Source organism: Streptomyces bambusae, assembly GCF_020532645.1.
GTDB lineage: Bacteria > Actinomycetota > Actinomycetes > Streptomycetales > Streptomycetaceae > Streptomyces > Streptomyces bambusae.
On the sequence record NZ_JAJAUZ010000017.1, the window covers coordinates 32,430 to 55,416 of the forward strand.

The 22,987-nt window shown below is 73.0% G+C and carries 29 protein-coding genes and 1 tRNA gene; 11 read left to right on the plus strand and 19 right to left on the minus strand.

Going from position 1 to position 22,987, the window contains the following annotated elements:
• Positions 1-148: 148 nt before the first annotated feature.
• Positions 149-1,429, plus strand: a complete 1,281-nt coding sequence (locus tag LG634_RS14415) for an IS701 family transposase (protein WP_226734175.1) — start codon at positions 149-151, stop codon at positions 1,427-1,429.
• Here LG634_RS14415 and LG634_RS14420 read toward each other — a convergent pair.
• Positions 1,405-3,393 (minus strand): helix-turn-helix domain-containing protein, encoded by a 1,989-nt coding sequence (locus LG634_RS14420; protein ID WP_226734176.1) that lies wholly within the window; start codon positions 3,391-3,393, stop codon positions 1,405-1,407. The two genes, LG634_RS14415 and LG634_RS14420, sit on opposite strands and share 25 nt — an antisense overlap.
• A 231-nt stretch (positions 3,394-3,624) precedes the next feature.
• Here LG634_RS14420 and LG634_RS14425 point away from each other — a divergent pair, with 231 nt between their 5' ends.
• Both LG634_RS14425 and pabB read left to right on the plus strand, forming a co-directional pair.
• A complete protein-coding gene (locus LG634_RS14425) occupies positions 3,625-4,365 on the plus strand; it encodes a methyltransferase domain-containing protein (protein WP_226734177.1) in 741 nt (246 codons plus the stop codon).
• An 88-nt stretch (positions 4,366-4,453) separates the two neighbouring features.
• Positions 4,454-6,658, plus strand: coding sequence for an aminodeoxychorismate synthase component I (gene pabB, locus LG634_RS14430; protein ID WP_226734178.1), 2,205 nt, complete (start codon positions 4,454-4,456; stop codon positions 6,656-6,658).
• A 234-nt stretch (positions 6,659-6,892) separates the two neighbouring features.
• On the opposite strand, the gene LG634_RS14435 is transcribed toward pabB, so the two are convergent.
• Positions 6,893-7,357 (minus strand): GNAT family N-acetyltransferase, encoded by a 465-nt coding sequence (locus LG634_RS14435; protein WP_226734179.1) that lies wholly within the window; start codon positions 7,355-7,357, stop codon positions 6,893-6,895.
• Positions 7,358-7,714: 357 nt separating this feature from the next.
• Between LG634_RS14435 and LG634_RS14440 the strand changes: the two genes are divergently transcribed.
• The 6 genes from LG634_RS14440 to LG634_RS14465 are packed head-to-tail and all read left to right on the plus strand — an operon-like array spanning position 7,715 to position 9,732.
• Entirely contained in the window at positions 7,715-7,987 is a 273-nt protein-coding gene (locus LG634_RS14440; RefSeq protein ID WP_226734180.1) for a hypothetical protein, read from the plus strand.
• Positions 7,984-8,346, plus strand: coding sequence for a DUF6907 domain-containing protein (locus LG634_RS14445; RefSeq protein WP_226734181.1), 363 nt, complete (start codon positions 7,984-7,986; stop codon positions 8,344-8,346). The genes LG634_RS14440 and LG634_RS14445 overlap by 4 nt, the downstream gene beginning before the upstream one ends.
• On the plus strand, positions 8,343-8,711 hold the full coding sequence (locus LG634_RS14450; RefSeq protein ID WP_226734182.1) for a hypothetical protein: 369 nt from the start codon (positions 8,343-8,345) through the stop codon (positions 8,709-8,711). Before LG634_RS14445 ends, LG634_RS14450 begins: the two co-directional genes overlap by 4 nt.
• Before the next feature lie 8 nt (positions 8,712-8,719).
• Positions 8,720-8,881, plus strand: a complete 162-nt coding sequence (locus tag LG634_RS14455) for a hypothetical protein (protein ID WP_226734183.1) — start codon at positions 8,720-8,722, stop codon at positions 8,879-8,881.
• A 9-nt stretch (positions 8,882-8,890) separates the two neighbouring features.
• Complete coding sequence (locus LG634_RS14460; protein ID WP_226734184.1) at positions 8,891-9,400, plus strand: hypothetical protein; 510 nt, start codon at positions 8,891-8,893, stop codon at positions 9,398-9,400.
• Positions 9,397-9,732: a hypothetical protein gene (locus tag LG634_RS14465; RefSeq protein ID WP_226734185.1), complete on the plus strand. Its 336-nt coding sequence runs from the start codon at positions 9,397-9,399 to the stop codon at positions 9,730-9,732. The genes LG634_RS14460 and LG634_RS14465 overlap by 4 nt, the downstream gene beginning before the upstream one ends.
• 253 nt (positions 9,733-9,985) lie before the next feature.
• Here the strand turns inward: LG634_RS14465 and LG634_RS14470 are convergent, their stop codons facing one another.
• From LG634_RS14470 to LG634_RS14535, 14 genes are all read right to left on the minus strand, one after another.
• Complete coding sequence (locus tag LG634_RS14470; RefSeq protein ID WP_226734186.1) at positions 9,986-10,390, minus strand: hypothetical protein; 405 nt, start codon at positions 10,388-10,390, stop codon at positions 9,986-9,988.
• An 87-nt stretch (positions 10,391-10,477) separates the two neighbouring features.
• Positions 10,478-11,320, minus strand: a complete 843-nt coding sequence (locus LG634_RS14475) for a helix-turn-helix domain-containing protein (RefSeq protein WP_226734187.1) — start codon at positions 11,318-11,320, stop codon at positions 10,478-10,480.
• The gene (locus tag LG634_RS14480; protein ID WP_226734188.1) at positions 11,317-11,847 is read right to left on the minus strand and encodes a DUF6879 family protein; all 531 of its coding nucleotides are present in this window, start codon (positions 11,845-11,847) and stop codon (positions 11,317-11,319) included. The genes LG634_RS14475 and LG634_RS14480 overlap by 4 nt, the downstream gene beginning before the upstream one ends.
• Positions 11,848-11,849: 2 nt before the next feature.
• Complete coding sequence (locus LG634_RS14485) at positions 11,850-12,053, minus strand: hypothetical protein (protein ID WP_226734189.1); 204 nt, start codon at positions 12,051-12,053, stop codon at positions 11,850-11,852.
• A gap of 169 nt (positions 12,054-12,222) precedes the next feature.
• A complete protein-coding gene (locus LG634_RS14490) occupies positions 12,223-12,759 on the minus strand; it encodes a hypothetical protein (protein WP_226734190.1) in 537 nt (178 codons plus the stop codon).
• Between the two features lie 48 nt (positions 12,760-12,807).
• Entirely contained in the window at positions 12,808-13,554 is a 747-nt protein-coding gene (locus LG634_RS14495; protein WP_226734191.1) for a hypothetical protein, read from the minus strand.
• On the minus strand, positions 13,551-13,793 hold the full coding sequence (locus LG634_RS14500; RefSeq protein ID WP_226734192.1) for a hypothetical protein: 243 nt from the start codon (positions 13,791-13,793) through the stop codon (positions 13,551-13,553). Before LG634_RS14500 ends, LG634_RS14495 begins: the two co-directional genes overlap by 4 nt.
• Positions 13,762-14,172 carry a helix-turn-helix domain-containing protein gene (locus LG634_RS38445; RefSeq protein WP_372482423.1) on the minus strand — a complete coding sequence of 137 codons (411 nt, stop codon included), beginning with the start codon at positions 14,170-14,172 and terminating at the stop codon, positions 13,762-13,764. The genes LG634_RS14500 and LG634_RS38445 overlap by 32 nt, the downstream gene beginning before the upstream one ends.
• A complete protein-coding gene (locus LG634_RS14510; protein ID WP_226734194.1) occupies positions 14,169-14,513 on the minus strand; it encodes a hypothetical protein in 345 nt (114 codons plus the stop codon). The genes LG634_RS38445 and LG634_RS14510 overlap by 4 nt, the downstream gene beginning before the upstream one ends.
• Before the next feature lie 122 nt (positions 14,514-14,635).
• The gene (locus LG634_RS14515; RefSeq protein ID WP_226734195.1) at positions 14,636-14,854 is read right to left on the minus strand and encodes a hypothetical protein; all 219 of its coding nucleotides are present in this window, start codon (positions 14,852-14,854) and stop codon (positions 14,636-14,638) included.
• 213 nt (positions 14,855-15,067) lie between these two features.
• The gene (locus LG634_RS14520; protein WP_226734196.1) at positions 15,068-16,321 is read right to left on the minus strand and encodes an AAA family ATPase; all 1,254 of its coding nucleotides are present in this window, start codon (positions 16,319-16,321) and stop codon (positions 15,068-15,070) included.
• The gene (locus tag LG634_RS14525) at positions 16,318-16,770 is read right to left on the minus strand and encodes a DUF2742 domain-containing protein (RefSeq protein WP_504967646.1); all 453 of its coding nucleotides are present in this window, start codon (positions 16,768-16,770) and stop codon (positions 16,318-16,320) included. The genes LG634_RS14520 and LG634_RS14525 overlap by 4 nt, the downstream gene beginning before the upstream one ends.
• A 26-nt stretch (positions 16,771-16,796) precedes the next feature.
• A complete protein-coding gene (locus tag LG634_RS14530; RefSeq protein WP_226734198.1) occupies positions 16,797-17,459 on the minus strand; it encodes a hypothetical protein in 663 nt (220 codons plus the stop codon).
• Between the two features lie 46 nt (positions 17,460-17,505).
• Positions 17,506-17,742: a helix-turn-helix domain-containing protein gene (locus LG634_RS14535; protein ID WP_226734199.1), complete on the minus strand. Its 237-nt coding sequence runs from the start codon at positions 17,740-17,742 to the stop codon at positions 17,506-17,508.
• A gap of 140 nt (positions 17,743-17,882) precedes the next feature.
• Between LG634_RS14535 and LG634_RS14540 the strand changes: the two genes are divergently transcribed.
• Complete coding sequence (locus LG634_RS14540; RefSeq protein ID WP_226734200.1) at positions 17,883-18,542, plus strand: hypothetical protein; 660 nt, start codon at positions 17,883-17,885, stop codon at positions 18,540-18,542.
• The gene (locus LG634_RS14545; RefSeq protein ID WP_226734201.1) at positions 18,539-19,852 is read left to right on the plus strand and encodes a tyrosine-type recombinase/integrase; all 1,314 of its coding nucleotides are present in this window, start codon (positions 18,539-18,541) and stop codon (positions 19,850-19,852) included. The genes LG634_RS14540 and LG634_RS14545 overlap by 4 nt, the downstream gene beginning before the upstream one ends.
• Positions 19,853-19,933: 81 nt before the next feature.
• Here LG634_RS14545 and LG634_RS14550 read toward each other — a convergent pair.
• From LG634_RS14550 to LG634_RS14560, 3 genes are all read right to left on the minus strand, one after another.
• A tRNA-Thr gene (locus LG634_RS14550) sits at positions 19,934-20,010 on the minus strand.
• A gap of 87 nt (positions 20,011-20,097) precedes the next feature.
• The gene (locus LG634_RS14555; RefSeq protein WP_226734202.1) at positions 20,098-21,648 is read right to left on the minus strand and encodes an alpha/beta hydrolase; all 1,551 of its coding nucleotides are present in this window, start codon (positions 21,646-21,648) and stop codon (positions 20,098-20,100) included.
• Between the two features lie 81 nt (positions 21,649-21,729).
• A complete protein-coding gene (locus LG634_RS14560) occupies positions 21,730-22,941 on the minus strand; it encodes a DNA polymerase III subunit delta' (protein ID WP_226734203.1) in 1,212 nt (403 codons plus the stop codon).
• Positions 22,942-22,987: the final 46 nt, after the last annotated feature.

Sequence of the window (22,987 nt, forward strand, 5' to 3'; positions counted from 1 at the left end):
GCCCTCGCCGGGGCGCCCCGAAAGGTGGCCGGGCCCCCTCCGGAGGCCCCGACGGGGTGGTGTGCGCACCTTCTCCGGGCCGCCCCTCCCCGGCGAGCCTGGTGACCGGCGGCGGAACGTCCGCCGATGTCACTGCCAGGGGGAACGCATGGACACGCTCCGGGACCGGCGCCGGTCCGACACCGGCCGCACCGCGGCAGCGGTCGGACGGCCGCACGGCCGGCGGCCCGGGGAGCGCTCCGAGGACCTGTACGACGTGCTCTTCGCCTCCCTGGCCCGGCGCGACCAGCGCCTCAAGGGCGAGCAGTACCTGCGCGGCCTGCTGGTCGCCGAGGGCCGCAAGTCGATCCGCAACATCGCCGCGCACCTCGGTGAGGCGGCCATGGAGCAGAGCCTGCACCACTTCGTCTCCAGTTCCACCTGGGACTGGATGCCGGTCCGCGCCGCCCTCGCCGCGCACACGGGCCGGCGGGTGGCCCCGCACGCCCTGGTGGTTCGGCTGCTGTCCATCCCCAAGACCGGGGAGCGCTCGGTGGGCGTGGACCGCAGCGTCGACCCGCACCTCGGCCACGCCTTCCGCGGCCAGCAGGCTTTCGGCGTCTGGCAGGCCGCCCCCGCGCTGAGCGTCCCGGTGCACTGGCGGCTGCACCTGCCGGAGAGCTGGACCGAGGACGGGCTGCGGCGAAGGCGTGCCGAGATCCCTGCGGAGCTGGGCCCCGAGACCCTGGAGGAGTGCGCGGTCGAGGCGGCCCTGGAGGCCGTCCGCTTCGCCTCCGGGCCGCGCCGCCCGGTGGTGCTGGACCTCCCGGTCAGCCGCGTGGGCGCCGTCCTGCGGCAGTTCGCCGCCGCCGGGGTGCCGGCCGTCGTGCGGGTCGGCGCGGAGACCCGCTTCACCATGGAGGAGCCCGCGCTGCCCGGCCACGGCCGCGGTCCGCTGCCGGCGCACCGGCTGCTGTCGTCGGTTGCGGGCCTGCGCCGGCCCGCCACCTGGACCGACCCGGCCGTGGTCGGCCCGCTCCCGCGCACCTCGCTGGTCGCCGCCGTCCGGGTGAGCCTGCCCGGCGCGGCCCCGGCGGGCGCTGCGGGCACTGCGGGCACGGCCGGCGGCGCGCTGCTGCTCGGCGAGTGGACCGACGCCCGCTCCGGCCCGGCCGCCCTGTGGGTCACCAACACCCCCCGGGTGCGCCCGGAGACCCTGCTGCGCACGACCCGGCTGACCGCCCGCGTCGACCACGACCTGGACCGGTACGGGGAGGCCGCGGGGCTGCGCGACTTCGAGGGCCGCTCGTTCCGCGGCTGGCACCGGCACATCACCCTCGCCTCGGCCGCCCACGCCGTCCGCGCCCTGGCCGACCTGGCCCCGGCGGCACGCCCGTACCCCACCGCCCCGGCCCGTCGTACGGGCTACCCGTCCGCGCTGTCGGCCTGACCGCGCGGGGTCTGCCGCGGCACCCGGCGGTGGCTGCCGCCGTGCCGGTGGCGCAGGAGTTCGCGGGTGTGCAGGAGGCGCAGCGCGAGCTGGATCTCCAGGGCGCGGGACGGCTCCTGCCAGTCCGCGCCGAGGAGTTCGGTGAGCCGCTCCAGCCGCCGCGAGACGGTGTTGGGGTGGACGTGCAGGATCCCGGCGGCCCGGGTGGGACTGGCCTGCGAGGCGAAGTAGGCCTCCAGGGTGCGGACCAGTTCGGCGTCGCGCTGCTCGTCGTACTCGATGACCGTGCCGAAGGTGGAGTCGATGTACCGGTCCACGTCGAGGTCGTCGGAGAGCAGCATGCCGAGGAAGCCGAGGTCGCCGGTGGCGGCCGCGGTGCCGGTGCCGCCGAGCGCGATCAGGGCCTCCAGGGAACGCTGGGCCTCCTCGTAGACCTCCTTGATCTCGGACAGCACGCGGGCCGGGCCGGCGGAGGCGACCGAGACGGGCTGGCCGAGCAGGCCGGACAGTTCGCGGTGGACGGCTGCGGCGGCGGCCGACGGGTCCGGGTCGGGCAGCAGCAGGACGACGCAGCCGCCGTGCACGGTCTTCAGACCCGAGCTGCGGTGGGCGTACAGCGAGGCCCAGGCCGTGGCCCGGCCCTGCTCGGAGGCCTCGGGCCGGACCACGACCACGGAGTGGGGGCGGGCGGTGTCGATGCCCAGGCGGCGGGCCCGCTCGGCGAGCCGGCGCGGCGCGCGGGTCGTGCCGACCAGCAGGTCCTCGAAGATCTCGTCGCGCACCGGGCCGCCGGTCACCGCGGCACCGCGCTGGAGCCGCAGGACCAGGGCGGCGGACCGGCCGGCGTGCCCGAGGAAGGCGGCCTCCTCGGGGCCGAGCGGGGTGCGGGCCTCGAAGAGCAGGACGCCGAGTTCCTCGGTGCCGGTCCCGACGGGCGTGGCCCACAGGGTGTCGCCGAGGGCGACCGGCCCGCGCGCGGCCAGCGCGGCGAGTGTGCCGCGGGCGACCGTCTCCTCCGGCACCGGGGTGCCGGCGGGGCCGCGGCCGATCGGCCGGCCGGAGGCGTCGTGCACGTGGACGGTGCCGTCGAGCATCTCCCCGGTGGCGGCGGCGACTTCGGCGAGGTCGGCGCCGTCGAGGAGCATGCCGGCGAGCCGGTCGCGGCCGGCGGCGAGCGCCCTGGTCCGGTCGAGGACGGCCCGCTCCCGGGTGCTGCGCACGGAGAGCTGCGCGAGTTCCGTCTTGGTGCCCTCCATGAGCCGGGCCTTCTCCAGCGCCACCGCGGCCAGGTCGGCCAGCGAGCGCATCAGGCTGACCTCGTCGGGCGTGAAGTGGCGCAGCTTGCGGTCTGCGCCGTAGAGCGCGCCGACCGGGGAGGAGCCGTGGCAGAGCGGGACCGCGAGGATGGCGTGCAGGCCCTCGGCGCGCACCACTTCGTCGATGCGCGGGGAGTGCGCGAAGGCCGTGTCGTTGAGGTAGTCGGCGGTCCAGAAGGGGGCGCGCTTGTCCTGCGCGGTCTCGCCGAGCCCGTGGCCGACGTCGATCTGGAGACCGACGTTGAACATGGTCGTCTCGCCGTCCGAGGAGTGCACGTACGAGCCGCCCTCGGGCTTGCGCAGGCTGATGTACGCCATGTCGAAGCCGAGCAGCCGCCGGGCCCGGCCGGTGATCACGCTGAACAGGCCGTCGAGGTCGTACGGCGAGGTCATGTCGCGGGCGGTGTCGACGAGCGCGGCCATGCCCGACTCGCGGCGGCGGCGCTGGTCGGCGGAGGCGTGCACGGTCAGACCGAGCTCAACGGCCCTTTCGAGGGCGGCGAGTTGCCGCGGGGTGGCCGAGGGGCTGCTCCGGGCGGTGCGCAGGAGTTCGTCGAAGTGCTCGCGCGGGGCCTCCTGGGCGAGCAGCGCGAGGACGGTCAGCGCATCGGCGTCACCGTCGGCGGCGGACGCCTCATGCCATATCACGCAAAGCCCCTCAGAATACAGCAAAATTTGGGTCAAATCGGCCTAGGATCGTAAGATACCGCAACTCGGGCCTCCGGACGGCTCGCGCGGCAATACCCGGTGTGCTCCCGGCACCGCGACAGCGGCCTGCGGTGTCGCGCGCACACCTTCCGGCCCGTACGGCCTCCCGGTAACGATGGTTCCGGGGGACCCGGAGGCGTGCCTTCCTCCGGGCTCACAACGAGGTGGGACATGTCAGAGTTCACGAGCCACGTACGGTCACTCGAGCGCAGCCGCGCCGCACGGAACCGGCAGGACCGGCCGGCGACGTTCGAGCTGGGCGGCAGGACCTGGGATCTGCTGGACGACGTCTTCGCACCACCGTTCTCCCGTTCCACCGCCGTGTCCATGGACCTGCTCGGGCTCACCGGAACACCGGCCCCGCGCACTGGCTCCTTCCTGGAGATGGGCTGCGGCACCGGGGTCATCGCGGTGTCCGCCGCCCTCGCCGGCTGCGACCGGGTGACCGCCACCGACATCAACCCGCAGGCGGTCGCGAACACCGCGCTCAACGCCCGTCGGCACGGCGTCGCGGACCGGCTGCGCACCGTGCACGGCGACCTGTTCGCCGCCCTCGCCCCCGAGGAACGCTTCGACACCGTCTACTGGCACTCCAACTTCGTACTGGCCCCGGCCGACTTCACGTACGACACCCTGCACGACCGCGCGTACGTCGACGCCGGCTACCGCGCCCACGAGGGCTACCTCGCCGAGGCCCCCGACCGCCTCACGCCCGGCGGCCGCGCCCTCCTCCACTTCAGCACCCGCGGCGACCTCGGTCTGCTCCGCTCGCTGGCCGGGCGGCACGGCCGCGCCCTCCGCCTTCTGGACTCCCGGGTGGACCCGGAGGGCACCGAGACCGTCGAGCACCTGCTGTTCGAGATCCGCGCCACGGCAGCGGATGCCGGTCCCACCGGGGCCGCCTCCCCCTGACCGTCCGACCGCGTCACCCCAGCCAGGTCTGAACGGCGGACTGACCACCCGCCTCACACCTCACCTGCCCGAAAGCCCGGAAGCGACTGTGCGCACCCTCCTCGTCGACAACCACGACTCCTTCACCTACAACCTCTTCCACTACCTCGCCGAGATCACCGGCCGCGAGCCCGTGGTGGTCGCGAACGACGACTCGGGCTGGCGGCCCCGCATGCTCGCGGAGTTCGACGCCGTGGTCCTCTCCCCCGGCCCCGGACACCCGGCCGTGGCAGCGGACTTCGGGATCTGCCGCGAGATACTCGAGCACGGCGCGATACCCGTGCTCGGCGTCTGCCTCGGCCACCAGGGCGCGGCCCTGCAGTACGGCGCGCACGTGGGCCGCGCCCACGAGCCGCGGCACGGCCGGCTCTCCCCCGTGACGCACACCGGCACCGGCCTCTTCGCGGGCCTGCCCTCCCCCTTCGACGTGGTCCGCTACCACTCCCTCGCGGTGACCGGCCTGCCGGCCGAGCTGGAGCCGGTCGCCCGGACCCCCGACGGCACCCTGATGGCCTTCGCCCACCGCACCCGCCCCCTGTGGGGCGTCCAGTTCCACCCGGAGTCCATCCTCACCCAGCACGGCCACGCCCTCCTGGCCAACTTCATCCGTCTGGCCGGGGAATGGCACGCCGCCCACCCGCCCGGCAGCCCGTCCGCGGCCGCGGCACCCCGCGCCACCATCCGCGGCGAAGCGCCGGCCGCCGCCCCGGCGACGACTCCGCCCGCCGGTCCGGTTCCCAGCGTCCCGGTTCCCAGCGTCCCGGTCCCCGCCCTCCCGGTCCCCGCCCCCCGTGCCGCGCGCGTCCGGAAGCTGCGCGTGCTCGCCGAGCGCGTCTCCTCCGCCTGGTCCGAAGAGGCCGTCTTCGCCCGGCTGTTCCACGCCGGCGAGCCGGCCGACGCCGGTGACCACGCCTTCTGGCTGGACGGGAGCGGCTCCGGCCCGGCCGCCCGGTTCTCCGTGATGGGCGACGCCTCCGGCCCGCTGGCCCGCGTCGCCCGCGCCGACGTCATCGCCGGCACCGTCACCGTACGGTCGGCCGGCGGCACGGACCGCTTCGACGGCGGCTTCTTCGACTGGCTGGAGCGGGACCTGGCCGCCGTGCACGCCGAAGTCCCGCCGCTGGAATGCCCGTTCACGCTCGGCTGGGTGGGCTACCTCGGCTACGAGCTGAAGGCCGAGTGCGGCGGCACCGCCACCCACCGCGCCGAGGACCCGGACGCCGTGCTCGTCTTCGCAGACCGCGCGCTGGTCTTCGACCACGAGACCGGGACCACCACCCTGCTCGCCCTCGCCGACGACGACGCACCCGGTTCGACGGCCGAGGCCCAGACCTGGCTGGCCGGCACGGCCGCCCTGCTCGCCACCCCGGAGCCCGCCCCCGGGGCGGATCCCCGCCCCGAGCCCCTGGCCGGCCTCCGCCTGCGCCACGGCCGCGCCGCCTACCTGGACCTGATCGCCGCCTGCCACGAGGACATCGCGGCGGGCGAGACGTACGAGGTGTGCCTGACCAACATGGCCGAGGCGAGCGGTGCCCTCGACCCCTGGCAGGGCTACCGCGCCCTGCGCCGCCTGAGCCCCGCCCCGTACGGAGCCCTGCTCCGCTTCGGCGACCTGTCGGTGCTCAGCACCTCCCCCGAAAGGTTTCTGCGGATCTCCGCCGACGGCACCGCCGAATCCAGACCGATCAAGGGCACCCGGCCCCGCGGCGCCACCCCGGAGGAGGACGCGGCCATGGTCGCGGACCTGCTCACGGACGAGAAGGACCGCGCGGAGAACCTGATGATCGTGGACCTGGTCCGCAACGACCTCGGCCGGCACGCCGCCATCGGCTCGGTGGACGCGAGCGACATCTTCCGCGTGGAGACGTACGCGACGGTCCACCAACTGGTGAGCACGGTACGAGCGCAGCTACGCCCGGACCGCTCGGCGGTGGCCGCCGTACGCGCCGCCTTCCCCGCCGGCTCGATGACGGGCGCCCCCAAGATCCGCACGATGCAGATCCTCGACGCCCTGGAGCAAGGCCCCCGCGGCATCTACTCGGGATCCGTCGGCTACTTCTCCCTCTCGGGCGCCGTCGACCTCAGCGTCGCCATCCGCACGGCCGTCGTCACCCCGGGCCGCCTCCGCTACGGCGTCGGCGGAGCCATCGTCGCCCTGTCCGACCCCATCGCCGAGTACGAGGAAACAGCCGTCAAGGCCGCTCCCCTGCTCTCCCTGACGAGAGACCCCTTCCCGGAACGTCATGCGCACTGACCCCGGCCCCGCACACCCTCCGCAGCGCCTGCCCGGCCAGGGGATTGCCCGACAGGCCTGCGTCCATGCCCTACCCGGGTCACGGGCGGTCGGCCCCGCTCCCCACAACGCCCGCCACGCCCGCCCTCGGACGCCACGAACACTCCCACTCTGCCGCCCCCGGCACGGCGGGACAACGCCGGACGGAACACTGTGTCAGGTCCCCCGGCGACGGGGCGTCCGATCGCCGGCCGGCTACTTCCCCAGCCCGTGGAAGTAGATGTGGAACTCCTCGCGCTCGAACCCTTCGGCCTCGTACAGCCCCTGCGCGATGTGGTTGTCGTACGCGGTGTCCAGCTGCACCCCGGCCACCCCCTCCGCCCGGGCCCGGTCCAGCGCATCCCTCAGCAGCGCCCGCCCGGCCCCGGTGCGCCGCCCGGCGGGAGCCACGTACAGGTCGTTCAGCAGCCACATGGGCGCCAGCGCCAGCGAGGAGAACGTCCGGTAGATCTGCGTGAACCCGACCGCCCGCCCGTCGCCGTCCTCGGCGACCAGGACCAGCGACTCCCCGTTCCGCACCCGCTCCTCCAGGTACGCCCGCGGCCGCCCCGCGTCCTCGACCGCCACCTCGTAGAAGTCGAGGTACCCCCGGAACAGCTCCGCCACGGCATCGAGGTCCCCGACCCCCGCCTCCCGCACCGTCAACCCACCACTCACCATCAGCCTCTCCCCTCCGTACCCGCCTATACCAAGAAGCCCCAGCTCAGACGGTGTCTGCGCTGGGGCTTCGATGGAGCCGCCTTCGGGATTCGAACCCGAGACCTACGCATTACGAGTTTTCGTACTGCTCGGCCGCGTAAGGTCGCTGCGGGTCGTATGCCCTGCTCAGACGTCGTCTCGACCTTGCACGACCGTACCCGATCCGGGGCGAACTGCAACGGCAACTGCAACGCGCTCGGCACGCGGTCCGCCGCACTCCGCCGTCCACTACCCCGTGGGCATGGCGGCGCCGTCGGATGCTCGAACATCACGACGGCGCCTTGATCCGAACTTCCTTCGCATCAAGGAGTCCAGACCGTGAACGACCGTACCCCGCCCTCCGAGCTCCGCGGCCTCCTGGCCGCCGTGCTCGAAGCGCTCGCCATCCCCGCCCCCGCGACGATCGGCGACCGCGAGACGTACCACCAGGTGCTCGCCGACCGTGCGATGCACGCGCAGATCGCCTTGGAGAACGTCCTCCACAACGGCGACGACCCCGGCTGGTCCGCGGACTACCTCCGCGCACGCCTCGCCGACCACCCGCCCACCGGCTACCGCGCCGCCGCCCCCCTGCCGAAGGCCGGCCGGTGACCGGGCCCCGCACCGTCACGGTGCACACGATCGACCACGGGCCCGTCACCCTGCCGGAACCGGCATGGTGCACCGGGCACGCGGAAGCGCCGGCGGAGTACCGCAGCGACGTCCACCACGCCGGGCCCGAGATCGTCCGGGGCTACAACGGCCGGGCCGTGCTCTCGGCCGAGCTGGTCGAGTTTCCGTTCGGTCAGCAGCCGATCAAGCCCAGCGTGCACGTCGAGCTGTACGTCCCCGCGGCGACCCTCGACCCGCCCGAGCTGGAGGCGCTGGCCGCCGTGCTGACCGAGGCCGCGGTAGAGCTGCGGCAGCTGGCGCTGCGCCTGGCCGTCCTCCGGGCAGGGGGTGACTGGTGACCACGCCCCTGACGATCGAGGCCCGGCGCGCGCAGGTGCGCCAGCTGGCGCACGGTGGCGCATCCAACCGGATCATCGCCGCACAGCTCGGCATCTCGAAGGACACCGTCCGCCGCGACCTCGCGCAGCAGCCCGCCCCGGCGGGGAGCCGTACGGAGCGGCTGGCGCACCGGGTGGCGCAGGCCGAGGCCGCGGTGAGCCAGGCATGCGCCGCAGCTCAGGCCGTCGCCGACGCGGCCCCGGCGTACACGATCACCGACGATGCGACGGCGGCGCGCTGGTACGCCGCGCTGCGCGCCGCGGCGGATCAGCTGGCGGCGCACGCCGACGCGTTCGGCGACTACTACCCGCGCGCCACCGGCTGACGGCCGCCGTGCTGCCGACCGTGTTCTTCGCGGTCGCCGCCCTCGCCGCGCTCGTGGGGCTCCGCCTCACGGGCCCGGCGCGGGCCCGCGACCTTCACGCCGCGCCCGTCGTCGGGACCGCCGCGTTCATCCTGCTTCTCGCCGCGCTTGCCGCGGCCACCATCCGGTGAGGACCCCTCGTGAACATCGTGACCATCGGCGGCGTGACCGTCGGCCTGTGCATCCTCATCCACTTCGGGGTCGGCTGGTGGCCGGGCTCGAAGCCTCTCCGCAAGGACCCCGTGAAGCACGCCGCGGCGCTCCTGCCGTTCCTCGCCGCGTGGGCGTACGGCGTGCTGGCCATCCTCGGCGTGGGCGGCCTGGTCGGCTGGACCGCCGACACCGCCCTGTGGATCTCGAACTGGCTCGGTGACGTCGCCCTCGTGTGGGGTGTCGGCGGCAGGGCCGGGCAGAGCGCGTCCGCCGGCACCTACCTGCCCCTCACGCAGACCGGGGGCGCCCTGGTCCTGATCCTGACCATTGCCCTGGTGGCGCTGGCGAAGAAGTCCCAGCACGCCAGCGACATCAAGCGCGGGGCCTGGTGCGGGGTCTGCCTCGGCACCTCGGCCGGCGTGGCCGGGTTCGCCGCGGTGCCGCTCGCGCAGGCCGCGAACTGGCTCGGCGGGACCGTGTACGGGGCCCTGGCGTGACCGCCGAGGAGCCGTCGGTGGGCGGCAGGGCGGCGGGAGGGTGCGTCCTCGTGGTCGGCGCGCTGGTGCCCCTGGCGGGCGTCTTCGCGGCCTCCCGGGACGCCGGGGTGCTGACCGTGTGGGGGCTGGCGGTCGCCGCGTGCTGGCGCGAGTGGCGCCGACCGGTGTCCGATTCGTCCGCCACTCCCCCACCGGGGGAGGAGCCCCTCTCGGACGACGTTTACGCACGTGACGGCGTTGTCATCGACCGGGTCGAGAGGAGCCCGGAAGGGGTTATGTGCATCATCCATCCGGTCCGGGAGGAGGTGGACGGCCCCCAGGATCCGGCCTGACCGAGGCCTACACAGCGGCCCCCGGCGCCAGCGTGCGCGCCGGGGGCCGCTGCTGTCCGGCCAGCCGTGTTCCGCCGTGACCACGGACGGCCGGAAGATCACTCACGCTCCCGGGCCACCCTCCGCCGGCACGCCGGATCCCCTTCCGGGTGTGCCCAGTTGCTCGGCCGGGCACCGGACATCGAGTCGGGGGTGGTCTCGCGGGCCGGGCCGAGGATAGTCCGGTCGCATCGGCAGCAGATCCGGCCCCCGCTCATCGGCCGGCCTCCGCGAAGCGTCGCCAGGCGGCGTGGCAGTCGCAGCCCGTGTGACACGGGCAGTCGCAGCGGCGGGCCCGGATCGCGACGTCGCCGAAGCAGGTGCGGACCTCCTCCGGCCGGCAGTAGACGTGCTCGCCCAGCCGGCACGGGTGCAGAAGCTCCGTCGTGCCGTCGGCGAACCCGTACACCGGGGACACGCCCACCCGCAGCGCACAGGCGCGGTGGGCGTAGAGGTGCGGGGCCGCCCCGTGCTCGCTGGCGGGGTGCGTGCGGACGCACACGTCGGCGCCAGACTTGGGGCAGTAGGCGCATGGCCGCGTGACGATCGGCAGATCTGCCGTGCGGGCTGGCGGAGCGGGTTCGGTGAGGGCGCGTGCAGCACCTGATGCTGTCGGCATGACCAGCAACGTAGGAATCCGGCCCCCGCCCGGTCCGCCCGGTTGCGCCGAATTGCGCGACCGCCCGTCAGCGTTGGCGCAGGTTGCTCACGGCGCCGTGAGCAGGTGCCTCGCGCGAGCCACGAGTCGGTGGGCCTGTGCCCCGTACACCGCGGCCTCGTTCAGCGCGTCCCACACGCGGCCGTACAGGGCGAGGTCGTCGGCGGTGTCGTAGGTCAGCTCGGAGTTGATCGTCTCAACGATCACCCGCTGCTCGTCGAAGATCCAGAACCCGTGCTTGGGGGTGAGAGCCATGGGCGCGCCGAACGGGACGATGCCGAGTTCGACCGTGCTCATGCCGATGAGGCCTACAAGCCGGTCGAGCTGGCCGGCCATCACGTCGCGCGGGCACACGAGGGCGTGGAGCGCGCCCTCCCACACCAGCACCCGGAACAGCTTCCCTGTCTCGTACAGCACCTCTTGGCGGCGCATCCGCGAGGCGACGGCCGCCTCGGTGTCCCGCGGGGACTGCAACAGCACCGTGTTCGCCTCGATGAGGTGCCGCGCGTACCCGGGGGTCTGGAACAGCCCGGGGATCACGGTGGCCTCGTAGCCGCGCATGGTGGCGGTCTGCTGGTACTCGACCACGTACCGGTCCTGAACGGGCCGGGGTCCGGCGGCGAGCTGCCTGCGCCAGGAACGCTGCTGGGACTCCAGCCCCTTCAGGCGGCTGCGGAGGTCGGGGGCCTGCTCGGGTACGCCCGCGGCGGCGGCCCACGCGTCCGTGTCCGCTTCGGTAGCGGTCTGCTTGCCGTTCTCCAGCCGCGACACCTTCGAGCGCTGCCAGCCCAGGCGCGCGGCGAGGTCCTTCCCCGACAGGCCGGCCTCGGCGCGCAGTTCCCGCAGGCGCGCGCCAAGGGCCACCCTGGCGTTCTGGAAGTCCGTGCTCACACGGACGAACGTACCTGCGCCCACACCTCGCCAGAAGGGGTGGCGAGGGGCCAGGCGCGGTCCCTGGCCCGGCACGCGGCGAGCACCTCGGCCGGGTCGGTGATCACCTCCACGCCGGTCGTGGTGTCGTCCGCGTCGATGTGGAAGCGGACCAGGGTGCGCGAGTCAAACAGCCAGAAGTCGAAGTCCGGCAGCTCCAGTTCCTCGGCCTCGGCGCGGGCCAGGACCCGGATGTCCTCGCCCGCGTCCGCGTTCGCCGCCGCTGCGGCCATCAGGAACCGCTGCCCGTCGGTGGGCGGGGTGTCGATGATGCGGACCCGGGAGAACCGGGCGCCCTGCTCGGCCTTCGCGCGGACGTTGACGTGCCAGGGGTTGTCCGGCTCCGGCGCCGGGTTGATGCCGCGCATGAAGGCCTGAAAGCGGGCGCCCGCGCGGTCGGTGGCGTACCCGCGGCGGGTCTCCAGCCGGAACGCGGTGTGCTCGAACTCGGAGAACAGCGGCACGATCTCCTCGAACGGGACCAGCACGGTCACTCCTTCGGGGCGAAGCGGGTCAGCAGGTCCCGCGGGATCACGACGAACGTCTCGTTCACGCCGACGTCCCTCAGCTGCGCGAGGTGCTCGGGGTCGGTCAGCTGGTCGCCCTGGACGACGATGTCGCCAGTCTCGACCACCTCGTACAGGGTGGGGCAGTTACCAAACTCCGAGGTGGTGCCGATGAACCGAAGGGTCATGGTGGTCTCTCCGCTCAGGCTAGTCGGGAGTCCAGCATGTGTCGTCTCCCGATAGTCCGACGGGTAGTTGCGCGAGATTGCTTGAGTCAGGGGAGAGCGGCGCCGTTGCGCGCAACTTGTGCCTGCCCTCCGCTTCGGAAGATGCCGGGTGGGCTCCGAAGCTGGTGCATCAAATCTTCGGCGGAACTCTGAGCCGCACGGGCTCCTCCTGCCCATCCCAGACGAATTCGAGATAGTCCGGCACGGGCGCGGTCATGGATCCGACGAGCATCATGCCGCGCACCGCACCAGGCTCAAGAGTGAAGCTTGCAGGAAGATCAGGCGGCCGCAGTTCGATGGCGGTCAGCAGCCGCAGGTTCACCGCTGGGGCCGACCCCTGGTTGACGAGGTGGTACAAGCTGCCACGGTGGAAGAGGAGTCCGAGTTCAACCCGCGGTCGCCGCGCCTCTTCTTCGGCGGCACGCCGGGCCTCGGCTTCCTCATGTTGCAGAGCCAGGGCCTGCTCAGCGGCTGACGCCGACCGTACGGCGGCGTCAGCCGACTTCCGTGCCTCTGCCACTGCCTCCTTGGCCGACTCCGAGGAGGCAACCGTGGCACTCGCTGATCGTTTACTGTCGCCCCGAGCCTTGAGACTCACCACGAACGCACCGGCCGCAAGGGCGAGGGCGATCCACGACGGGGCGTCGCCCAGCTCAACACCGCTCATGGCGCGACGATACGCCGCGGCTGGCTCCGCGGGGTAGATCCCGCGTTCTCAGCCGCTCTGCACAGGAGCACGGCCCTGCCGGGCTGCTTCGAGCTGCGCGGGCCGGGCCAGCCCCTCGTACTCCTCGCGGGTGCACCGGAGGGCCTCAGCCAGCCCGGGGACACCTTTCGCGGTGTGCTCGACCGCCTCAGGGGTCGTCGTCACCATGTGGGCGAGCTGGCGGCAGGCATCGGTCTGGCCGGCCAGCGCGGCGGCCAAGGCCACGCCGAGGAGGTCGCCGACCTGGAACGCCTGCACGTGCCCCCGGTCGACGGCGACGACGTTGATGCCGCCCGTGGTCTGCGCCATGAAGCCGTACGCGCGGGACGGCCACGGGTCGCTCTGGCTCCGGCCGAGTTCGTCGTTCATTGCGACCCCCTCGACCGCGGTCGCGCGGATCAGCTCTCGGCGCTCCGAGGCGACGTCCACGAGGGCGGCCACGGCCCCCATGACGGCCTTGACGGCGTCGATGAGGGGTGCGGTCGAGTCGGCGGCCACGAGGTCGCGGACACGGTCGCCGATGGCGCGTGCGCGGGCGTCGCGGTCTGCGGCGACGGCGGTCGCGAGCTTGCGCTCTGCGGCTTCTACCCGGAGGCCGGCCAGCTCGGCGAGCTGGCGCTGTCCGCCGATCTGCTCGGCGGTCACGGCCTGGTCTCCGCCGCGGACGCGTTCGGCCAGGGCCTCGACTAGCTCGCGGGCTTGGTCGGCCTCGGTGCGGGCGGTGGCCAGTGCGGTGCGGGCGTCGGCGGGGGTCATGCCGCCTCCGTCCCAGCAGCCGTGCCGGCGGCCACGTGACGGCCCACGAGGGCCTTCCGGGCCGGGGTTAGGGACTCCCACCCTGCGGTGCCGTACAGGGCAGCGTCGCGGTCGAGGGCGGCCTCGAAGGCCTGGCGCTCGGGTGCGCGGGCGGCCTCGGCGGCGGCCTGCTTCTCGGCGAGCACAGCGCCGATCGCGCCGAACATGTCAGGGCGGCGGTGCTGGTCTTGGCTTCCCATCGGGGGGCCTCCCGTGGCGGTATTGGTCGAGGGCGGCGGCCTCGATGACCCACCCTCCGGTGATCCGTTGGGCCGGGAGGGCTCCGGTGCGGCAGAGGCGGCGTACGTACGTGGGGGTGCACCCCAGCAGCGAGGCCGCCTCTGCCACACCCAGGAGGTGCCCGTGCCTCTCACCTGCCACTGTGGTCGGTTCCTCGGGGGCGGTTCCGGATGCGGTACCGGGGTCCTGCGCGGCTGCGTGAAGGGCCCGCAGCAGGGTCCGGGCCGCGGGGGTCAGTGCACCCCCGTTCGCCCGCGTACGGTCCGCCAAGTACAGCGCCAGCGCAGCGAATGTGGTCGAGGCGAGCCCAGGAGGCACCACCACACCGTGCCTGGTCACTGCGGCGACTTCTGCCGGTCGAGCTGGGCCAGCATCCGCAAGGCCCGCGGGTCACCCCGCCGGGCGGCCGGAGCCAGCGTGCGCCGCATCTTCGCCGCGGCCTCGGCCAACTGCTTGCGGTTGCGGGCGCTGCTGGCCTCGGCGGCCTCAGCGTCGCCAGCGAGACGAAGCAGATGCTCCGCGGCCTCCGACACGATCGCGGTGAGCGACGGCACAAGGTCGGGGTCATGCCGGAACGCCTCCTTCTGGAGACGGGTGACCGCGCGGCGGAAGCGGGCGTTCGCTGCGTCCAGCTCGGGCCGGCCGGGGTACGGGGCCTTGGTGTCGGGGGTGTCGGGCATGGGGTTGGCCTTTCGTCGTACATGTACGCGCGCGTTGTGCGCGAGGGTCGGGGAACCGGATATCCGCCCGAGGCCGGGGCCTCGCGTGCGCGCGCGAGACACGGGCCGCCGCGGACGGACGGTCAGTGGGGGTGTGCGGCGCGGGCGATGTCGGGGACGGCGCTGAGGGTGCCGGTGAGGACGGGGCATCCGTCGTCGTGGTGGATGTTCAGGTGGGGGTTTCCGTGGTGGTCGGTCCACGCTTCGGTGGCGCTCGTGCAGTGGCCGCACTGGTACTCGGCGATGAGGCGGGCTATGAGTCCGGTGGGGCCGGCGACGAGAGTGGAGTGGCGGGGCTGCATTGGTCTCTCCTTCTGGGGACCACGCCTTCCGCACCTTCGGTCTGACCTGGGGGTTCGGTACGCCCCCTTCTCCGCGCCTTGCCCGCGCCTTCCTCATCTTCGAAGGTGTTGCCTTCCTCTGAAGATGAGGGGAAGGAGGGGGGAAGGGGGGAGGGTATATATGCAGGTCAAGAGGAAGATGAGGAAGGCGCGGCGCTCGTGTGGGGGTAACGGTCAGTCCGTGCTCGGGGCGTCGTCCTCGGGCGCGTAGCCGGGCAACTGCCACAGCCACGCGGCGTTCATGACGCCCTTGGGCTTCACGCTCTTCACGTGCAGCTTCTGTTTCGCGTCGCGCAGTGCGTTCTGAGAGATGCCGGCGACCCGGGCCGCTGCCTGGATCTCCTTCGGTAGGGCCTCGCCGCAGCGGTTCCCTTGGGTGAGGTAGTCCTCCAGCCACTCAACGGCCTCGCTGCGTTCGGCCCGGTCGACTCCGCCGGGAGCGGTCTCGTCGCGCATGACGTCGCGGACGGACGTGTTGGTCTCGGGGCCGAGGACGAACCGCGAGACGTACGAGGGGCCTTCCTCGGTGTCCACGGTGATCGGCTGGATCGTGTACAGGTGGGAGGGGAGCCCGAGGCGGCCCAAGTTGTTCTTCTCCAGCGACATGACGTACCGCTGGTCGCCGTCGTCGGTGTCCTCCCGGGCGAAGGCGATCAGCGCGCGGATCAGCTGGCCGAACGCCCCGGAGCCAGCCACCCGGGAGAGCGGGTCTGCGGCACCGGACTTGGTGAAGTGGGCCAGGCCGAGGATCGTGAAGTGGTGTCGATCTGCGGCCTCGACCAGCGGCTCCAGCGCCTGACGGACCTCGGCGGCCCGGTAGTCGTTGACACCCTTGTCGATGTACGAGAGCAGCGGGTCCATGACGAGGAGCGCAACGCTGTGCCGCTCGGCCTCGCGGGCGAGGAGCGACGTGTCGATGGGCAGGGTCAGGCGGGCGTTGGGCCGCTCGTCGTCTTGCACCTTGACGTAGAAGACCATGTCCATGTCCGCGCCGGCCGCGACGAGCCGGGGAGCGATCGTGTACGTCCACGAGTCCTCGGCGGCGGCGTAGATCACGGGGCGGGGCTTGCCGTACAACTCGCCGGGGAGTTCGCCGCGGGTGATCCGGGCAGTGATCCAGACGGCGAACTGGGACTTGCCCAGCCCTGGCCCGCCCGCAGCGATGACGAGCGAGTACATGGGCACACGCCCGTGCGAGGTCGGCGGAGCGCCCTCGGGTGTCGTGTCCCAGAGCCAGCGAACCGGCCGGATCTTGACGCGGGAGGCGGGTGTCAGGAGCAGCGCACGCGGCTCCGTCTCCGAGGCCTGCGGGCCGTCGTCGGGGAGCCACAGGGGAGGGACGTCGGGTACCTGCTGGGGAACGCCCGCGAGGCCTGCCGCGCGGATGTGCTCCGGCGGCAGGCCCGTGGGGTCGTACGTGGTGGTCACGCGGACTTCTCCTGGCCATGTACGAGGAAGCGGCCGGGCTGGCCCGGCACTGCGATCGGGGGCCACCCGGGGGTGGCCTTGAGCACGTGGGCGGGCCGCGGCCGGGCGCGGGCGTCCCGGATCTCCTGTGCGGTCCGTACGCGGCGGGTGGCGGCGAGCAGGCGGGCCGCCAGGGCCCGTGCGTCGCCGTAGACCTCGGCGCAGAACTCGGCCGGCGGGAGGTCGGGGTCAGCGTCCTGGCGCCGGTACTGCTCGGCGGCCTCCAAGGTGGCCGCGTACGTGCGCGGGTCCTCCGGCGGCAGCTGGAGCCAGGCGGCGGACCCGTACGACGGCCAGGCGGTCACGCGAAGGGCGGCGATCTGAGCCCCGGCGCGGAGCCCCGTGATCTGTCCGGGCGTCGCCTGATCCGGTACGGCGCGGAGGGGGCGCCCTCGCCCGGCGTCAGCCAGGCGAGGGCGGTCTCCGGCGGTGCTGGTCACCGGGCCGACTTCTCGGCGGTGTCGATGAGGGCCTCGACGCGGTCGAGGTGGGCGCGCAGCTCGGCGACCTTCACCCGGGCCTCGGCCGGGCTGAGGTCGAGGTCGAGGAGCCCCACGGTGACGCCCTTGGTGCCCCAGTCGAGGAGGACCGCGGGGAGGACCGCCTCCCCGTACCCGTCCGTGCAGGCGGCTTCGAGGGTGGCGCCGGTGTGCTCGACGTGGTCACCGGTCTCGGTGCACCACGCGTGGACCGGGCAGGGGGCCGGGGCGGGCTCGTCCTTGGCGCGCGCGGTGGTGATGATCTCCAGGACCCGCGCGAGGACGGCCTCGGAGTCGCCGGCCTGCCGGATCTCGATGGCGACGAGGTCGAGGAAGGACCGGTAGTTCTGCGGCTGGCCCTCCTTGGCCTTCTCGATGCCTTCGAGGACTCGGGCGGCGCGCGGGGTGATCGGCGGCGTGCTGGTGGCGGCGAGGGCGTCGGCGCGGCGGGCGATGCGCTCCACGGCGTCAGCCGCGAACGCATGCTCCGTCGCCGAGACGGGGACCGGCGTCATGCGGGCGATGGCCTCGCTGGCGGGGATCCGGCGCCGCTGGTCGGCGTCGAAGATGTCGAGTTCCGTGCTCGCGAGGACGGGGAGCACGGCGGTAACGTGGGTCATGAGGACTCCATCCATGGCCGGGGCTGCAACCCCGGCCGTTGGCGTTTCAGGACGTGGCAGAGGTGTTCTCGGACGGCGCCGGGGCTGCAACCCCGGCGCCGTCGCCGTTCTGCTCGATGTCGAGGCGGCGCACGAATTCGTGCAGGGCCTCCGCCGGAATCCGGCGCGAACGGCCGATCTTGATGCTGCGCAGCTCACCCGTGGCGATCTTCGCCTTGACCGTGGTGAGCCCCATCCGAAGCAGCGATACCGCCTCTTCGGGCTTGTAGAGGATCTGAGACATCAGCGCTCCAGTGACACACCTGGATGACCAATCAGCCAGGCTGCTCACTTCACGCTACAGGGGTCACCATCGGTCATGCAAGGGTGTCCAGGCTATTCGGAGAGGTTGCGCATTGGTTGTGCACTTGGGATGCTGGGCCCATGAAGGAACTGACCGACTGGCGCGCCGTGTGCGCTCCCGGCGGCTGGGTTCGCGTGAAGGCGCTGACGGACAGCACCACCGTCTACATGCGGCTCCGCGGCTCCGGCGCCGGCCCTCAGCAGCGTCTCAACGTGCACACCGTGGTCATGGACAGCCCATCCCCTATCAGCACCCACGTGTGGCGATACGTCCCCTTTCAGGCCGTGGAGGAGGCCGTGAACGGCGAGGGCGTCTTGGGCCAGATGTGGGACGCGATGGGCGAAAGCAACCCGTACCTCGAAGTGCTCTTGCGAGCCCCCCACGAAGAGCCCGTCAGCGTGGAGCAACTGGAGCGGCACTTCGGTAGCGCCGAGGAACTCCGAGGGGCCGACGACCCGAAGGACGTGGTCGTACCCGGCAATATGATCATGCTCAGCGGCGGCCCGCAGGGCGCTGGCGAGCGACCGCCGCGGCTTTCCCGCCCGGCTGGCCGCATCACGGACGACTTCCTCCGCGATCTCGCCCGTACCTACAAGTGGCTGGTGGCCACGGGCCACAACGCCCCGGCTACCGTGATCGCGGACGAGACGAACACGCCCGTTGCGACCGTGAGGCGCTGGATCTCCAACGCCCGGCAGCGCCAGTTCCTTCCGCCCGGACGCCCCGGACGCGCCGGGTGAGCGGCCGGCGGAGCAACGGCGAGTCCTCGGTGTACTACTCCGAGGCGGACGGGAAGTGGCACGGCTGGGTCACGGTCGGCGTGAAGCCGAACGGCGCCCCGGACCGGCGGCACCGCCAAGGGCCCGACGAGGCCGGCGTCCGCGCCAAGGTGAAGGAGCTGGAGAAGCTCCGCGACACCGGCAAGACCCGAAAGGCAGGCCGGCCGCCGACGGTTGAGCAGTGGCTCACCACGTGGATGGACACGGCGTGCGCCCGGAAGGTGGCCGACGGGACGATGGCGCCGCGCACGCTGGACGACTACCGGTCGAAGTGCCGCCTGTACCTGTTCCCGGGGATCGGCAAGCACCGCGTGGACAAGCTCGCCCCGGAGCACCTGGACGCCATGTACCTGGACATGCTCCGCCGGGACCTCTCGTCCGGGACCGTGCTGAAGGCGCACCGGATCATCGCCCGCGCGCTGAAGGTCGCCATGCAGCGGGACATGATTCACCGCAACGTGGCCACCCTCGTTGAGCCGCCGTCCGCGGCGGAGGTCGAGATCGACCCGCTGAGCCAGGCCGAGGCGAAGGCCGTTCTCACCGAAGCGAGCCAGCGGCGGAACGGTGCGCGCTGGTCGGTGGCCCTGGCAGAGGGGCTCCGCCAGGGCGAGGCCCTCGGGCTGCGCTGGAAGTACGTGGACCTCGACCGCGGTGTCATGAAGGTCTGGTGGCAGCTCCAGCGGCTCACGTGGCAGCACGGCTGCGAAGACGCCCACGCCTGCGGTGCCGCCCATCACCGCAAGGGCTGCAAGTCCACCTGCAAGCAGCACGCGAGGCTCAAGAACGGGTGCCCCCGGCCCTGCCCGAAGGGGTGCAAGGCGCACGCCAAGGTGTGCCCGCAGCGTACGGGCGGCGGCCTCGTGTTCCGGGAGCCCAAGGGCAAGAACAAGCGGCTGGCCCCCATCCCGCCGCCGCTGGTGCCGATCCTGCGCGCGCACCGCAAGGAGCAGCTTCAGGAGCGTCTGGCCGCCGGCCAACTCTGGGAGGAGCACGACCTCGTGTTCTGCCAGGAGAACGGCAGGCCGATCGACCCCCGGATGGACTGGGAGGAGTGGAAGGACATCCTCCAGGCCGCAGGCATCAGGGACGCCCGCGTGCACGACGGCCGCCACACGGCCGGCACGCTGCTGATCGAGTCCGGGGTCAGCCCCCGGGTCGTGATGGAGATCCTCGGCCACTCGTCCATGCGGATGACGCAGCGGTACACGCACGTTGGCTCGGCGCTCGCCAACGACGCGGCGAAGCGGATGGGGGATGCCCTGTGGGGTTGAACATCCGTTCTATCGCAACGGGAACTGCAACTGCCCACAAAGTAGAACAGCGGCTTCCCGAAGGAAACCGCTGGTCAGACATGGAGCCGCCTTCGGGATTCGAACCCGAGACCTACGCATTACGAGTGCGTTGCTCTGGCCAACTGAGCTAAGGCGGCAAGCTGCGGAATCGGCCTCCGAGGAGGTTCGCATCAGCAGCGGCGCTCAGTCTACAGGGTTATTCGGGGTGCCTCTGACCAGGGGGGTCAGCAGCGTTTGCCGGAGGGGGGCGGGGTGCCCTTCAGGAGGTAGTCGTTGATCGCGGAGTCGATGCACGTGCTGCCGCGGCCGTAGGCCGTGTGGCCGTCGCCGTCGTAGGTGAGGAGGACGCCCGAGTCGAGCTGGCCGGCGAGGGCCTCGGCCCACTTGTACGGGGTGGCCGGGTCGCGGGTGGTGCCGACGACCACGATCGGGGCGGCGCCCTGCGCCGTGAGGCGGTGCGGGGTGCCGGTGGCCTTGACCGGCCAGTACGTGCAGTTGAGGGAGGCCCAGGCGAGGCCCCGGCCGAAGACGGGGGAGGCCTTCTCGAAGGACGGCAGGGCGGCCTGGACCGCGTCCGGCCCGGTGAAGGCCGGCGGGAGGTCGAGGCAGTTCACGGCCGCGTTGGCGAACATCAGATTGGCGTACTTGCCGTTCGGCTCGCGCTCGTAATAGCTGTCCGCGAGGGCCAGCAGCCCGGATCCGTCGCCGTCCATCGCCTGCCGGATCGCCTCGCGCAGCTGCGGCCAGGCGCTCTCGTCGTACATCGCCGCGATCACCCCGGTGGTGGCCAGGGACTCGCCGAGGGTGCGCCGCTCGCCGGTGGCCACGGGCTGGGCGTCCAGCTTCGCGAAGAACTCCTTGAGCCGCCGGGCCGCCGCGTCGGGGCCGCCCGTACCGAGCGGGCAGTCGGTCTGGGCGGCGCAGTCCTTCGCGAAGGACCGGAAGGCGGTCTCGAAGCCGGCGGTCTGGTCGCGGTTGAGGTCGAGCGCGGACCGGGACGGGTCCATAGCCCCGTCGAGCACCAGCCGCCCCACCCGGTCCGGGAACAGATCCGCGTACGTCGCCCCCAGGAACGTGCCGTACGAGGCGCCCACGTACGTCAGCTTCTCGTCGCCGAGGACCGCCCGCAGCAGGTCCATGTCCCGGGCCGCCTCGACCGTCGAGACGTGCGGCAGCACCCGGCCGGCGCGCCGCTCGCAGCCCGCCGCGAACTCCTTGAAGGCCTTCACCAGCGCCGCCTGCTCGGCCGCGTCGTCGGGAGTCTGGTCGACCTGCGTGTACGCGTCCATCGCAGGGCCGCCGAGGCACTCCACGGGGGCGCTGCGCGCCACGCCGCGCGGGTCGACGGCCACGATGTCGTACCGGGCCCGTACCGGGGCGGGGTAGCCGATGCCCGCGTACGCCTGGAGGTAGCCGATCGCGGAGCCTCCCGGGCCGCCCGGGTTGACCAGCAGCGAGCCGAGCCGCTTGCCGGGGCCGGTGGCCTTCTTGCGGGACACGGCGAGCTCGATGTCCTCGCCGTTGCCGGCCTTCGCGTAGTCGAGGGGCGCCTTCATCGTGGCGCACTCGAACCCGGCCACACCGCAGTCCCGCCACGTCAGCCGCTGCTCGTAGTACGGCTTCAGGGCGGCGGACACCACGGTCGAGCGGGGCTGCGGCCCCGTGGAGGAGGCCGCCGCGGACGGGCCCGAATCCCCCGACGTACAGCCGGAGACCAGCAGTCCGGCGGCGGCGATCACAGTCCCGGTGGTACGCAGCACGCGCCTCGTGTCCATGTCCGGAGACTAGCCGTCCGCACCGGGTGCCCGGCCCGCTCGGCGCCCCGGCAGGCCCGTACGAGTGACACGTCCGGCGCGTCAGCCCGCGCGCAGCGCCATCGTCATGGCCTCGACGGCGAGCAGCGGGGCGACGTTGCGGTCGAGGGCCTCGCGGCAGGCGAGGACGGCCTCGATCCGGCGCAGGGTGCGCTCGGGGGTCGAGGCGCGGGCGATCCTGTCGAGGTCCTGGCGCTGGGCGGCGTTGGCCAGGGCGACACCGGAGCCGAGCTGGAGGGCGAGGACGTCGCGGTAGAAGCCCGTGATGTCGGTCAGGGCGAGGTCGAGGGTGTCGCGCTGGGTGCGGGTCTTGCGGCGCTTCTGCCGGTCCTCCAGCTCCTTCATCACGCCGGCCGTGCCGCGGGGCATGCGGCCGCCGGTGCCGGCGGCGGCGCCGAGGGCGGCCCGCAGCTCCTCGGTCTCCTTGGCGTCGACCTCCTCGGCGACCTGCTTGGCGTCTTCCGCGGCGGCGTCGACGAGCTCCTGCGCGGCCTTGAGGCAGCCGCCGACGTCGTCCACGCGCATCGGCAGCCGCAGCACGGCGGCCCGCCGGTCGCGGGCCCGCTCGTCGGTGGCAAGGCGGCGGGCGCGGTCGATGTGGCCCTGGGTGGCCTGGGCCGCGGCGGCGGCGGCCTCGGGTTCGATGCCGTCCCGGCGGACCAGCACGTCCGCGACGGCGGCGACGGAGGGGGTGCGCAGGGTCAGGTGCCGGCAGCGGGACCGGATCGTGGGCAGCACGTCTTCCAGCGAGGGCGCGCACAGCAGCCACACGGTGCGCGGTGCGGGTTCCTCCACGGCCTTCAGCAGGACGTTGCCGGCGCCTTCGGTGAGGCGGTCGGCGTCCTCCAGGACGATGACCTGCCAGCGGCCGACGGCGGGCGACAGCTGGGCGCGGCGGACCAGGTCGCGGGTCTCCTTGACGCCGATCGACAGCAGGTCGGTGCGGACGATCTCCACGTCGGCGTGGGTGCCGACCATCGTGGTGTGACAGCCGTCGCAGAAGCCGCAGCCGGGTTCACCGCCGAGGGCACGGTCGGGGCTGGTGCACTGGAGGGCGGCGGCGAACGCGCGGGCCGCGGTGGCCCGGCCGGAACCGGGCGGCCCGGTGAACAGCCAGGCGTGCGTCATCTTGGAGGCGGCCGGCGCCGGCTGCCCGGCGTCCACCGCCGTGACCAGGGCGTCCGCGTCCCGCGCGGCCGCGGCGAGCTGCGCCTGCACCCGCTCCTGACCCACCAGGTCGTCCCACACGGCCATCCGCCCGGCCCCTCTCACCCGTCCCACACCGTCCCCACCATTGTGG